We start from the raw sequence: 13,494 nt of genomic DNA, 5'->3' as shown, positions 1-13,494 counted from the left end.
AGCCCCGATCACCTACGAGAACAACACCCGACCAGCGCCAGCTACGCTGGCCCCAGCCGCATAAACCCCGTGTCCAGGATCAGGGGTCAAGCCCCCCTGGTGTGCGCAGCATCAGCTGGGGCCGTCGTGCGTGGGGACGGCGTATCCGAAGAACGCGATGCGGCGGGCATGCGCCGAGCGGGGTCGTGTGGCGGCGGTGTACTCGCCGATGACGGCTTTGATGCGCTCAGTTACCTCGACCAGTTCGTCGGGGTCGAGGTAGCCGATGTCTTCGCCGACCCAGGCCGCTTCCTGCCAGGCGGTGTCGAAACCGTCCTGGTGGCGTTGGTAGGCGTCCAGGGCGGCGAGCCGCTGGGTGATGAACTGCTCTCGCAGGGCCCGGGAGGCGGCTACGAATTCCGGTGAGCCGTCACCGGTCGCTGACCAGGTGATTCCTCGGCTGGTTGCTCGCCATGGCCGTTCGCGTCCTTCCGCCAGCTCGGGTGCGGGCTCGACAAGGCCCCACTTGGCCAGCTGCCCGATGTGATAGCTGATGGATGCCGTGGACTCGCCGGTCCGGTCGGCCAGCTTCCGCCCGGAGGCCGGACCATCGACGGTGAGCAGCTCCAGGAGCTTGAGCCGGATGGGATGGGCGAGCGCGCGCAGGGCCTGTGGGTCGGTGATCTGCTTCTTCTGACCGGACGACATTTGCCCAACATATCTTGGCCAACATGTCTTGGCTAGGTTGCCGGAGTTGAGTCGGTGCGCACTCAACTCGGCAGCGCAGTGGATGCCAGGGGCACAACTGGGTGGACGGCAGGCGTCACGGGCCGTGCCCGGCATGCTCAAGGCCGGTGTAACCCGTCAAGTGGGGTCACCGCTTAACGGATCAAGCGGAGTACGACATGTTCAAGTGCGGTGTGATCCGACAGCTGATGTGCGACGCAGATCCGCCAGGTGATGTGCGACGGGTGGTCCAGGAAACTGAGGTAGCGGTCCGCGGTCGCTGGCCTTTGATGCTACGGACTGGTTGGTTGGTGGTGCGTCGGATGACCTTTGTGTCGCCGTCGGTGAGTTCGATGGCCAGGGTCGTCTCGGAGACGGTCACGGTGACGGTCTGGTGCCGGTGCGCGCGGCCGAGGGCGATTTTCTGGCCGGCGACCATGATGATGCCGCTGCTGGAGGCCCATCGAGGGCCGGCGGTCCCCACCGCCGCTTCGCCCGCAGGTGCAGCACCTTGCGTTCGACCGGCGCTGGGTGCATCGCGGTGACCGGTGCGGGCGGCTCGACCGGTCGACCATCCCCGCTACACCCTCGGCGCGGTACCGGTCCGCCCACCGCTTCGCCGTGGTCGGGCTGACCTGGAACCGCTCAGCCGCCCGCCGCAGCGGCCGACCGTCATCGACCACGCAACGGGCCAGACGCAGTCTGCCGCGTTCCGTCAGGGGTGCATTAGCGTGTGGCACGAGGACCTCCAGGACGGTGTGGAACCTTCGACAAGCTCCACCTCACCCGGAGGTCCTCACATATTCAAGATCCCGGCCCTGTCACCAAGGTCCATGAGCGGAACACCTAGCCCGGACGGCTCGGAGGGTGCCCGCGACGCGGACACCCTCCGAGGGCTGGCGGTGCCGGATTCCCTGCTCGTCCTCAGCTCGGGGCGCCGGACGCCGCCCCACCGAGGGTCACCTTGAGGATCTTCTCGTTGCTGTTGTTCGGGGTGCTGTCCTTGTCCCCGCCGGTGCTCGTGGTCAGCCACAGGTTGCCGTCGAGGGTCGGTTCGACGGTGCGCAGCCGGAAGTACGTCCCGACGAAGTACTGCTGGATGTTGGTGAGCGTGTTGCCGCTGATCTCCGCACGGTACATCCGGTTGCCACGCAGGCAGGCGATGTAGAGCACGTCCCGGACGATCGCGATGCCGCTGCACGAGGCCTCGGCCACCGGGTACGTCCGGATCGGGGCCCTGAAGCTCGGGTTGGCGCAGTCGCCGGAGGTGCCCTCGCAGGCGGGCCAGCCGTAGTTGCCGCCCTTGACGATGATGTTGGTCTCGTCCATGACGTTGTTGCCGAACTCCTGCTCGAAGAGCCGGCCCTGAGAGTCGAAGGCGAGTCCCTGCGGGTTGCGGTGGCCGTAGCTCCACACGTAGTTGCCGAAGGGGTTGTCCGCCGGCACGGTGCCGTCGGGGTTGAGCCGCAGCACCTTGCCGCCCAGGTTGTTGGTGTCCTGGGCCACGTCCGGGTCCTGTCCGTCGCCGGCGGCGGCGTAGAGCTTGCCGTCGGGGCCGAAGCGCAGCCGGCCGCCGTTGTGGTACTTGTTGCGCGGGATTCCCGTGACGAGCACCTGCTCGGTGCCGGTTTGCAGCGTGCCGTCGTAGCGGATGCGCACGATCCGGTTGTCGGTCGTGGTGGTGTGGTAGATGTACAGCCAGCGGTCGGTGGTGAAGTTGGCCGAGACGGCCAGCCCGAGCACGCCGCCCTCGCCGTTGGTGCCGGCCACGTTCGGCACGGTGCCGATGCTGTGCTTGTCGGTGCCGTCCGGGTTCATGGCGACGATGTCGAACAGGTCGCGCCGGCCGTAGAGGACCGTGCCGTCGGGCAGTTGCACCAGGCCCCAGGGCAGGTCCTTCTCGGTGGTGATCACCGCGGCGCCGCAGACCGGGCTCGTGCAGCCCGAGCCGGTGTGCGCGGTGACCGCGGCGCTCGCCCCCGAGACATTGCCCTGGGCGTCCCCGGCGGTCACCGTGTACCGGTAGTCGGTGTCGGGCGTCAGCCCGGTGTCGGTGAACGTGGTCGCCGGCGGGTTGCTGGCGGTGCCGGTGGTGGAGCCGACCGCCGTACCGTTGCGCAGGATGGTGTAGCGGGTGACCGCGACGTTGTCGGTGGAGGCCGACCAGGTGAGGGTCACATCCGTGCCGTTGACCGTCGCGGCCAGGTTGGTCGGCGTGCTGGGCGGAGACGTGTCCTGCTGGCAGAACGGCGGGGTGACCGAGAGCGTGGAGCTGGCCTGCGAGACGTTGCCGGCGGCGTCGCGGGCATTGACGTACCAGCCCCAGGTGACACCCTGCACGACGCTGAGCGTGGCGGTCAGCGTCCGTCCCGAGACCGAGGTGACGAGCTGGCCGTCGTGGTAGATGTCGTAGAAGGCGACGCCGACGTTGTCCCAGGAGGCGTACCAGGAGAGCGTGACCGACTGGCAGGTCAGCCGGGTGCTGCGCAGGCCGGCCGGCCGGGTGGGCGGGCTGGTGTCGGCGGCGAGCCGGGCCGCTGGCCGGCTCCCGGTCGCCGGTACGGCCGGCGCGGCGTTGGCGGGTACGCCGGTCAGGATGGTGCCGGCGCAGGTCAGCAGGGCGAGCGGGACGCGGTGTGGGAGCTGGTGGGGAGTGATCCGCACGGTGTTTTTCCTTCCCGGGGTCTTGGTCAGTACGGGTAGCCGGGGACGTTGAGTCGCACGCTGTACAGGCCGGAGTCGTTCGCTCGGCCGGAGGTGATGTAGAGGGTCTGCCGGTCGGGTCCGCCGAACGCCACGTTGGTGGTGCCGGTGCCGCCGGAGCGGATCGTGCCGAGCTGCGCGCCAGCGGCCGAGTAGACGTGGATCAGCCCGTCCGAGCCAGAGGCCCAGTACACGTTGCCGGCGCAGTCGATGGTGACTCCGTCGGGACCGCCGAGGTAGTTCACGAAGACGCTGCGGGCGCCGGTGCTGCCGTCGGGCTGCACGACGTACTTGTAGATCTTGTTCTCGGCGTAGGCGCCCACGTAGAGCGTGCTGCCGTCCGGGGAGAGCGCGATGCCGTTGGGCTGACGCAGCCGGTCGTCCACCAGCGACACCTGGCCGCCAGAGACGCGGAAGACGCTGGTACGTCCGCTCATCTGGTCGGGTCGGTTGCCGCGCTGGAAGTTGGGGTCGGTGAAGTAGACGACGCCGTCGGAACGAACCGTGACGTCGTTGGGTGAGTTGAACGCCCGGCCCTGGTAGTCGGCGGCGACGGTGCTGCGGGCCTGGTCGCTCAGCCGGTATGCGGAGACGTTCCGCTGGTCGTGGGTGGCGGCGATGATCTGCTGGGCGTCGGGGCTGAGCGCCAGGCCGTTGCTGCCGGCGTTGGCGATGAAGGTGTCGAAGGTCGCCGGCGGGGTGAACCGGCGGATCGTGGAGGGCTGCACGTTGTTCGGCCCGGTGCCCGGGGCCATGTCGGACATCAGCAGGTAGCCGCCGTCGGCGACCCAGACCGGTCCTTCGAGGAACGAGAACCCGCTCTGGATCTTCGTCGCGGACACGGAGCTGGCCGGCAGGGGCGGGCCGTACCCGGTGCCGCCCGGGCAGACCCCGGCGGGCGCGCCGGGTGGGCCGGCGAGCGGGTTGGCGTGAACGTTCACATGAGCGGCTCCCCACTGTGCCGGGGGTGCGGGTGCGGCACCGGCGGAGCCTGGTGCGGTGGTGAGTGCGAGGCACAGGCCGGTGAATGCGGCGATGGTTGGACGCCAGGTCATCGGGGTACTCCAATCGGGGTCGGTGAATGCGAAGCCCGTGCTCGCCAGTGAACTGGGCCCGGCCACCAACGCCTGTTATCGATAACAATCGATGCCTATGGCGCAGCTTAGGCGAGGAAGCAGCGCCCCGCATCAGTTCCCCACGATCACCTTCGGCACCTGCCCCGAAGGCACCCGATGACCTGGCCGGGTGACCGGGTTGAGCGCGGACACTCCGTACACCTTCGCGGTGACCGCCCGCGACGCGGCGGGCAACGTGTCCGCGGCCTCGCCCGGCGTGACCGTGCGGACCGCGATGATCGCCGGCGTCTGCATCAGGCTTCCGCCCGACCCACGGGCGGCAGGAGCGCTTCCCGCCGCGCTGCTGTAGCTGGCTCAGTGGCTCTCCTGCGGCCACTGCTCCCGCCACGCCGCATGGTAAGTAGCGATGGCCTAGATCATGCGTGCCGGGTTTGACCCGCCTGACCTGCTGGACGAGATCAGGGCTCCTCCGTCCCAGTTTGACGCGCGCCTCGGTAGGGAAAGTTCGCGGACACCTCGATGAAGGAGGGTGTATGGAGACGTCCGCTAGCGTCGGGCGCAGTTATCGACAGCCGACACGGCCATGCGTGGCGGGGCCCACTGCAGCGCCAACCGCGAGGGGGCGAGCCTAATGGCTCGCGTCGGTCGCTACGGGATCCCAGGGTTCGTGTGGTTCCTGATCTGGCTCGTCGTCTGCATCTTGATCGTCATCCTGTTGGCCCTGCTCGTTCACCACTTCGGAGGCGCCTCTCTGTCGCTCAAGCTCGGCCACTTCTACCTGAACGTCGGCGTCACCTGACCTGCCACCTCGTCGACACTCCGGCGTCGGTACCGCACAGGCCGTGTTAGCCGTCACCGAAGGTGACGGCTAACACGGCCTGAAGTGCCATGCGGCATCGGCGTACGGCTCGGCGACCCGCGGTGGCGGAGTCGGTCGGGATTGCGGCAGCTGAGACTCGAATCCCACCGTCAATCCGCTGGCCAGGACTCCCTGTCCGGTCGCCTCGTCAGCGGGCTCGAAGAAGTCACCGGGGCAGCGAGACTCGTGTGAGCTTCACAGTGTGTCCTCAGCGCGGCGCTCATTCGCGGGCGCCGGCCAGCTCCACCGGGCGCGTGCGTAGGGCAGCGATCGCGGGCAGCACGGAGGCGACGACCGCCACCACCGCGCACGCCCCCAGCGTCGTCGCGAGGGTCTGCCAGGGGAGGACCACGGTGGACCGGACCGACAGCGCGGCCAGCGAGCCCCAGATGCCGAGCACGTTGAACGCCGTCACGATCGTGCCGAGCACCGCGCCGACCACCACGACCGTCAGCGCCTCGACGCCGACCAAGACGAGGACCTGTCGCTTCGTCGCGCCGGCGAGCCGCAGCACCGCGAGGTCGCGTACCCGGTCCGAGGTGGCCATCACCATCGTGTTGCCCAGCGCGATGCCGGTGTAGGTCAGTGCTATGCCGAGGACCACGAGGTAGCCGACGCGGGTCTGGCGGCTGTTGCTCGGGTACTGCGACTGGATCCAGTCCGTCCGGCTCTGCACTTGCGCCCCGGTCGGCTCCAGAACGGCTCGCACCGCTGCGGCACCGGCGGTCGCGTCGGCGCCGACGGCCCACCTGACGTCCAGCCGGTCCGGTGCCACTGCGACGGCGTTATGGGGGGTCACGAAGACGCCGTTGTCGCCGGTACCCGCGGCGACGACGGCGACGATCCGCAGCGATGCCTTCGTGCCGTCGCCGAGCCAGACGTCGACCCGCTCGCCGACGGTGCGCTGCGCCCACTCGTCGTTGACGACGATGCTGTTGTCGTCGAGGCCGGCCAGGTCACCGGACCGCACCGGCAGCTTGCGGGCGACTGCGAGGTCGCGGGGATCAACGGCGTGCGCCTCCGAGCGGATCAGGGCGGTACCCTCCTCCAAGGTGTAAATGGCGGTGGTGGCGCTGGCCGTCACCGTGGCGCCCGGCACTTGCCGGACCTGCGCGATCGTACGGCTGTCGAAGCCCCCGGCCGCGTCGTCCGCCTGCACGATCAGGTCGGCGCGGGTCTGGTCGCCGATTTCGGCCGCCTTCGCCTCGTTGATGGTCGCCGTAGCCCCCAGCAGCGAGCCGGCCAGCGCCACGGTCACCAGCACCGGGGCGGCGATCGCCGCGGTACGCCGGACCCCGGCGGCGGCGTTCTCCCGCACCAGCATGCCGGTGGCGCCGGGCAGTTGGGCGGGAAGCCAGGCGAGCAGCCGGGTGAGCGGCCGAACGAGGATCGGCGCGAGCAGCGCCACCGCGGTGATCAGCAGCATCGGCTGGGTGGTGTACGTCTTGCGGTGCAGCGCGTCGGCGGGGTCGGACAGCATCCGCCACAAGGCCATGCCGAGCCCGGTGGCGAGCAGTCCGGCACCGAAGACCCAGCGCCCGCACGTCATCGCCTTGCTGTCCACCGACGCCTCTCGCAGCGCCTCGACGGGACGGATGCGCCCGGCCCGGACCGTCGCCACCGTGACGCCGGCCAGCGCCACCAGCAGGCCGGTCCAAAAGGCCACATGGTACGGCCACGAATGGGCGCCAACGGTGAACCACGGCGGCGCGAGCCGTTCGTCGACGAGCAGCCTCGCGAGCCAACGTGCGCCGTACGAGCCCAGCGCGCACCCGGCGATCGAGGCGAGTACGCCCACCGCCGCCGCCTCCATGAACATCATGGAGCGGACCTGCCTCGGGGTGGCCCCGGCCGTACGTAGCAAACCGATCTCGCGGCGCCGCTGGGCGACGGCGAAGGCGAACGTGGACGCGACCACGAAGACGGAGACGAACGTGGTGACCCCGCCCGCGGTGCCCAGCAGCGCGTTCATGGCGATGAGGGCGTCCCGGTCGCGGTCGGGCTCCGGGTCGGCCCGATGCCGGTCGTCGCCGGTGAGCACCTGCACGTCAGCGTTGGGGCCGACGAGCGTACGCACCACGTCGGGCGCGGCCCGCACGACGAGGTTGTCGATCCGGGGCGACAGCTTCGCCGCCTCGCCGTCGGCGAAGAAGATCGCCTCCTCGAAGCGGGCCGGAGCGACCACGCCGGAGACCGTACGGTTGCTCAGCCCCGCCGAGGTACGCACCGGCAGCGCCTTGCCGACCAGCGACGGGTCGCCGGCCAGGACGACCTCGCCGGGCCTGCGCGGCTCGTGCCCGGCGGTCAGCCGGTATCCGCCGAAGGCGGCGATCGACCACGGATGCCCGACGAGGCTGTCACCGTCGCCCGTGGCCACCCGGACCGGGAACGACCGGTCAGCGATCGTGGGCACCTTAGCGGCGAGCACCGTGGCGATCCTGGGCGCGACGCCCCGCGGCTGCGCGAGGGGCCGAGTGCGGTCGCCGGTCGGGGAGTGCACTCGCAGCTCGTCGGCGCCGCGCACCACCACCGGCGCGGCGGCGAAGCGCTCCGGCTTCTGCTGCGGAGCGTCCAGCGTCGAGGCGAGCCCGAGGCCCATGGTGGCGATCAGGGCCACGCCCAGAGCCAGTGCGACGAACGTGCCGACCAGCGTCACCCAGCGGGTCCGCAGCGTACTGAGGGTCACGGTCAGCACGAGATGGTCTCCATCTGGGCCATGCGGGCGGCGACGGCCACGGCGGTCGGCGATTCCAACTCGCCGTTGAGATGGCCATCGGCGAGGAAGACGACGCGGTCGGCGTACGACGCGGCGACCGGGTCGTGGGTGACCATGACGAGGGTCTGCCGCTGCTCGTCCACCATCTTCCGCAGCATCGTGAGCACCTCGCCGCTGGTGGTGGAGTCCAGTGCGCCGGTGGGCTCGTCTCCGAAGAGCACCTCGGGGCGGGTGATCAGCGCCCGGGCGATGGCAACCCGCTGCTGCTGCCCGCCGGACATCTCACCGGGGCGGTGCTTGGCGCGGTCGGCCAGCCCCACCTGGGCCAGGGCGTCCTGCACCTGGGAGCGGCCCGGCCGCCGCCCGGCCAGGCGTAACGGCAGCGCCACGTTCTGCTCGGCCGTCAGGGCCGGCAGAAGGTTGAAGGACTGGAACACGAAGCCAACGCGCTCGCGGCGTAGCTGGGTCAGCTTGGTCTCGTTGAGCGTCGTCAGGTCCGTCTCGCCGAGCAGCACCGAACCGGAGGTCGGGCGGTCGAGGCCGGCCGCGCACTGCAGCAGGGTCGACTTGCCCGAACCGGAGGGGCCCATGACGGCGGTGAAGGTGGCCTCGGAGAAGGACAGCGAGAGATCGTTCAGAGCGGTCACCGCTCCGTCGCCCGCGCCATAGGCACGGGTGACGGAGCGGAGTCGGATCGCGTCACGGGTCATGGTTCAACGTTGGTGTACGGCGAGGGCTCGCACAGCCTCGCGGGAGTGAGTCTTTGCGGTAGTGCTAGCGATACCGGCCAGGGGATCGAGCTGCGCAGACCGATGCGAACGTCGGCTCCCGGTGCGGGGCCGGCGGCCGCTCGAGCTCGCCGTTGAGCGCCGCCAGGTACGTGCGGGGGCAGCGGGTCTTGTCGGTAACGCAGGCACCACCTTCCTCGGTCGCGGGCTGCTGGCTGGAAACGCCATCGCGCGCCGCCTACGGTTGTCCGGGTGAGCGCGCAAAATGTGTGGCAGGCCTTGGCCCGGCCCGGCTTTCTGCGGTCCGGCTGGCCTTTGCGCTCGGTGGGATATCTGATCACCAGTGGGTTGACGGGATTGCTGACGCTGGTCGTCGCCCTGCTTCTGCTCTCGATCGGCGGGCTGCTGGCGGTGGTGGTCGTCGGCATCCCACTGCTCGGCGCGATCGCTCTGCTGGGCGTGCCCGTGGCCGGCATCGAGCGCCGGTCGTTGCGGATGATCGACGCCCGGCCGGTGCCGGACGTGCACCGGACCCCGCCGCGCCCGGGCCTCGCCTCGTGGCTGCGGACCCGCTTTACCGAGCCGGTCACGTGGCGCGAGCTGGGATTCGCCGTGCTGCTCATGGTGGTGCTCTGGCCGATCGACCTGTTCGCCGTGATCCTGGGGGTGACCGTGCCGCTCGCGTTGCTCGCCACCCCGTTCCTGCTTGCCACCGTGGGCGAAGGACAGCAGGTGAACGTGCTGAAGGCGTACCCGGTCACCTCCTGGCCGGCCGCCTTCGCCAGCTGTGCCGCGGGGCTCGTCGCTGTGGTCGCGTGTGCTTACGGGCTGGGTCTGCTGGCCGGTTCCCGCGGCGCGCTGGCCAGGGTCCTCATCACCTCGCCGGTCAGTCAGCTGGGCGACCGGATCACCGAGCTCACCCGCTCCAGGGTCCGCCTGGTCGACGCGTTCGAGGCCGAGCGTGGGCGCATCGAGCGGGATCTGCACGACGGCGCGCAGCAACGCCTCGTGGCGCTCACGATTATGCTCGGCGTCGCCCGGCTTGACGCGCCGGCCGGCCCGCTGGCTGAGCAGTTGACCCGCGCGCATGACGAGGCCGGCCGGGTTCTCGTCGAGTTGCGCGAACTGATTCGCGGCATTCATCCACCGGTGCTCACCGATTACGGCATCGAGGCGGCGGTCGTCGAACTCGCCGCCCGGTCAGCGATTCCGGTGGATGTCTCGCTTGCTCTGCCGCAGCGGTTTTCGCGGCCCATCGAGTCCACGGTCTATTTCGTCGTGTCGGAAGCGCTGTCGAACATGGCGAAGCATTCCGGCGCCAGCCACGGCGAGATCATCGGCGGCTATTCGCGGGGTCGCCTGGCGGTCACCATTTGCGACGACGGCCGCGGTGGCGCCGACAGCGAGGCGGGGACGGGCCTGCTCGGTCTCGGTGACCGGGTCTCCGTCGTAGGTGGCAGACTGTCGCTGTCCAGCCCGCCGGGTGGGCCCACCCGAATAGTTGTGGAGATTTCTTGCCAGCCGCTACCGGACTCCGAATAGTCCTCGCCGAGGACAGCGTTCTGCTGCGGGAGGGTCTGATCGGCCTGATGGCGCGGTTCGGGCACCGGGTCGTGGCTGCGGTGTCCGATGCCGACAGCCTGCGCGAGGCGGTGCAGACGCGGAGTCCTGACGTAGTCGTGACCGATGTGCGGATGCCGCCAGGATTCAAGGACGAAGGGCTGCGCGCCGCCGTGGAATTGCGCCGCGCCCTCCCCGGGCTGCCGATTATCGTGCTTAGTCAATACGTCGAGACGACGTACGCGACCGAACTGCTCAACGTCGGTGACGGAACGAGCATCGGTTACCTGTTGAAGGACCGGATCGGGCAGGTCGAGGAATTTCTCGACGCCCTCGACCGGGTCGTGGGCGGGGGCACCGTCGTCGATCCCGAGGTCGTGCGGCAGCTGTTGCGCCGGCGCCGCAATCCCCTTGAGACCCTCACCGCCCGCGAGCGCGAGGTGCTGGCCCTGGTCGCGGAGGGCCGCTCCAACGCTGCGATCGCCGCGAAACTGGTGGTGACTGAGGCGGCGGTCGCGAAACACATCCGGAACATCCTTCAGAAGCTGGATCTGCCGCAGGCTGAGGAGAACCACCGGCGCGTGCTCGCGGTGCTCACGTTTCTCCGCTCCTGACCCCTGACACCGGTCAGACCCCTGCAGTCTGTCGACCGACGATCGCCGTGTCGTAGCGCAACCGGGTCGCGCGCTGCGGCCTCGTCCGAGCGGCCTTTTGTAGCATCAACGGTGTGGAGGAGCCGCGGCCGCGCAGCAGCCGAGCGACGAGCAGGGTCCGCTTGGTCGCGCACCGTCTCCGCACCAGTCCGCGGATCGTCGACACCGTGCTCTACGTCTGCCTGCTCGGTGTGCTGGCGGCGGACGCGAAGAGTCTGGCCTTCCGCCCCTGGGAGTACGTGACGGCGCCGGTCCTCATCGTCGGGGCGGTTACCCTCTCCCGAATCCGGCCGGCCTGGTCACTCACTCTCGCCGCCCTGTCCGGTACAGCGTGCCTGGTGGACGTCGGCGGCTCTTCGGAGTGGCCGATCGCCCTCATGATCATTATCGGGTACCTGGCCGGGCGCCGGTCGGCCGACCATCGCGGCGCCCTGGTCGGTCTGGGCGGCGCACTGGCCGTCGGTCTGCTGATCGCCCTCCTGACCGGCACGTCGAGCCGCTGGCTGAGTATGGCGCTCACCGTGCTCGGCGCTGCCGCTGTGCCGTGGCTGGCCGGGCGCCACCGGCGGTTGCGCGCTGACCTCGCGTACGCCGGTTGGGAACGCGCCCGCCAGCTGCACCGGGAGCAGCGGATCCGCACGGCCGAGGCGCGTACCCGCGAGCGGGCCCGGATCGCCAGGGAGATGCACGACTCGCTCGGCCACGAGCTGAGTCTCATCGCGCTGCAGGCGGGCGCGTTCGAGCTCGACGACGGCCTGGACGAGCGGCAGCGCCGTGCCGCCGGCGAGCTGCGGGCCACGGCCGTGGCCGCCACCGAGCACCTGCAGGAGATCACCACTATGCTCCGGGACGGGGATGAGGTGGCAACCGACGCCGCGGTCCCCACCGTCGCCGACCTCGTCGCCCGAGCGCGTGGCCTAGGGGTCCCGATCTCGCTCAGCGAGACCGACGGGACCACGGGCCCGGACGGCGGTGCCACCACCCCCATCGCGAGCGACCCGCGAGCTTCCGGCCTCACGCCGATGGCTGCGCACGCGCTGCACCGGGTGGTGCAGGAGGCGGTCACGAACGCCACCCGCCATGCGGCCGGGCTCCCGGTGTCCGTTCGGCTCCACCGCACGGCCGCCGAGTTGACGGTGACGGTCACCAATCCACTGCCGGCGACCTCGGCGCTGGTCGCCGGTCCACATGCCGGCCAGGGCCTGCTCGGCCTCTACGAGCGGCTCCGCCTGGCCGGCGGTACGGTGAGCGCTGGGCCGCAGGACGGCGTCTTTGAGATCAGCGCCCGGCTGCCGATCGGCGCGCGGCCCGCAGCGGTCCGCCGGAGCCTAACCGAGCCGATCGGCGATCGGATGCTTCCGAACCAGGCGGTCCTGACGGCCGGACCGCCGCCTGGGCTGCCCGAGGCGGAGTGGCGCATGCGGCGGAGGCTGATGTCCGCCGCCTGGCTGCCCGCCGCCGCGTTCGGTGCGCTCGGCGCCGTCCTGCTCGGCTACCACCTGCTCACGGTGGTCAACACCGCGCTCGACCCGGCGGACTTCGACCGACTGCGGGTGGGGCAGCACCGTGACGAGTTCGCTGGATCGCTGCCCCGGCGCAGCATCAGCAGCGCCCCTCCGGTGCTGATCGAGTCGCCGGTGCCGGCCGACGCGCACTGTGAGTACTATCTGACCAACCGCAATCCCCTGGTCATTTCCAGTGACATGTTCCGACTCTGCTACACGGGCGACACTCTGGTGACCGTGGACAGGCTCACCCGGTCGTGACGCCGATGGCGGATCATCGGGAGACGAGCGAGGCCCTTGTGATCACCGTCCTGCTGGCCGACGACGAGTTGATGGTCCGGTCCGGCGTCAAGGCGATCCTGTCCACGCAGGACGACATCCAGGTTGTCGCCGAGGCGCAGAACGGTCAGGTCGCTGTCGAGTTGGCCCGTCGCCACCGGCCCACGGTGGCCCTGCTGGACATCCGGATGCCCTGTCTCGACGGGCTGGCCACGGCTGCCCTGCTGCGTGACGACGTGCCGGAGACCAGGGTGGGCCTGCTGACCACGTTCTCGGAGGACGACCTCGTCGCCCGGGCGTTGGACGAGGGTGTCGCGGGCTTCCTGCTCAAGGCCGCCGACCCTCGTGACCTCATCGTCGGCGTCCGCGCGCTGGCCAAGGGTCAGACGCACCTGGCCCCGAAGGTCGTGGAACGACTGATCACCGAGGTCGCCGGCGGTCGCATGGCCCGCGGGATCGCCGCCCGCGAGCGGATCGCCAGCCTCACCCAGCGCGAGGCCCAGATCCTCAGCCTGCTGGTGAAAGGGTTGTCCAACAGCGAGATCGCGGAACGGATACGGCTCGCCGAGGGCACCGTCAAGACCTACGTCAGCACGATCCTGCTCCGCCTGGACGTCAAGAACCGCGTGCAGGCGGCGATCCTCGCCCACGAGGCGGGACTGGTCGGCGACGAGGACTGATCCGCGCGGGCCGGATCGCCACCCGGGGTT

Annotated in this window: 10 protein-coding genes and 2 pseudogenes; 6 read left to right on the top strand and 6 right to left on the bottom strand. The window is 70.2% G+C overall.

Annotated features, from left to right (window positions below; genetic code table 11):
• Positions 1-111: 111 nt before the first annotated feature.
• The 4 genes and pseudogenes from AB0I11_RS23820 to AB0I11_RS23805 all read right to left on the bottom strand — a co-directional run bounded on the left by AB0I11_RS23820 (position 112) and on the right by AB0I11_RS23805 (position 4,349).
• Entirely contained in the window at positions 112-687 is a 576-nt protein-coding gene (locus AB0I11_RS23820; protein WP_357324447.1) for a winged helix-turn-helix domain-containing protein, read from the bottom strand.
• A gap of 492 nt (positions 688-1,179) precedes the next feature.
• A pseudogene (locus tag AB0I11_RS23815) lies at positions 1,180-1,445 on the bottom strand (leucine zipper domain-containing protein); the annotation flags it as partial.
• A gap of 184 nt (positions 1,446-1,629) precedes the next feature.
• Positions 1,630-3,369: a PQQ-dependent sugar dehydrogenase gene (locus AB0I11_RS23810; protein ID WP_357324444.1), complete on the bottom strand. Its 1,740-nt coding sequence runs from the start codon at positions 3,367-3,369 to the stop codon at positions 1,630-1,632.
• A 26-nt stretch (positions 3,370-3,395) separates the two neighbouring features.
• Positions 3,396-4,349, bottom strand: a complete 954-nt coding sequence (locus tag AB0I11_RS23805) for an SMP-30/gluconolactonase/LRE family protein (RefSeq protein ID WP_357324442.1) — start codon at positions 4,347-4,349, stop codon at positions 3,396-3,398.
• A gap of 301 nt (positions 4,350-4,650) precedes the next feature.
• On the opposite strand from AB0I11_RS23805, the pseudogene AB0I11_RS23800 reads away from it, so the two are divergent.
• Positions 4,651-4,755: pseudogene (locus AB0I11_RS23800) on the top strand (fibronectin type III domain-containing protein); the annotation flags it as partial.
• 396 nt (positions 4,756-5,151) lie between these two features.
• Positions 5,152-5,283 (top strand): hypothetical protein, encoded by a 132-nt coding sequence (locus AB0I11_RS23795; RefSeq protein WP_357324439.1) that lies wholly within the window; start codon positions 5,152-5,154, stop codon positions 5,281-5,283.
• 280 nt (positions 5,284-5,563) lie between these two features.
• Here the strand turns inward: AB0I11_RS23795 and AB0I11_RS23790 are convergent, their stop codons facing one another.
• Entirely contained in the window at positions 5,564-8,029 is a 2,466-nt protein-coding gene (locus tag AB0I11_RS23790) for an FtsX-like permease family protein (RefSeq protein WP_357324436.1), read from the bottom strand.
• Positions 8,030-8,031: 2 nt separating this feature from the next.
• A complete protein-coding gene (locus tag AB0I11_RS23785) occupies positions 8,032-8,769 on the bottom strand; it encodes an ABC transporter ATP-binding protein (RefSeq protein ID WP_357324433.1) in 738 nt (245 codons plus the stop codon).
• A gap of 270 nt (positions 8,770-9,039) precedes the next feature.
• Between AB0I11_RS23785 and AB0I11_RS23780 the strand changes: the two genes are divergently transcribed.
• From AB0I11_RS23780 to AB0I11_RS23765, 4 genes are all read left to right on the top strand, one after another.
• The gene (locus tag AB0I11_RS23780; RefSeq protein WP_357324430.1) at positions 9,040-10,329 is read left to right on the top strand and encodes a sensor domain-containing protein; all 1,290 of its coding nucleotides are present in this window, start codon (positions 9,040-9,042) and stop codon (positions 10,327-10,329) included.
• Positions 10,302-10,961: a response regulator transcription factor gene (locus AB0I11_RS23775; RefSeq protein WP_357324427.1), complete on the top strand. Its 660-nt coding sequence runs from the start codon at positions 10,302-10,304 to the stop codon at positions 10,959-10,961. The genes AB0I11_RS23780 and AB0I11_RS23775 overlap by 28 nt, the downstream gene beginning before the upstream one ends.
• A 161-nt stretch (positions 10,962-11,122) precedes the next feature.
• Positions 11,123-12,766, top strand: a complete 1,644-nt coding sequence (locus AB0I11_RS23770) for a histidine kinase (RefSeq protein ID WP_357324424.1) — start codon at positions 11,123-11,125, stop codon at positions 12,764-12,766.
• Between the two features lie 38 nt (positions 12,767-12,804).
• Complete coding sequence (locus AB0I11_RS23765) at positions 12,805-13,464, top strand: response regulator transcription factor (RefSeq protein WP_357324466.1); 660 nt, start codon at positions 12,805-12,807, stop codon at positions 13,462-13,464.
• The last annotated feature ends 30 nt before the right edge of the window (positions 13,465-13,494 follow it).

This window comes from Micromonospora sp. NPDC050495, from assembly GCF_040655175.1.
In the GTDB taxonomy this organism is placed as follows: domain Bacteria; phylum Actinomycetota; class Actinomycetes; order Mycobacteriales; family Micromonosporaceae; genus Micromonospora.
The sequence above is the reverse complement of the archived record's forward strand: the minus strand, read 5'-3'. Positions and strand labels throughout refer to the sequence as shown.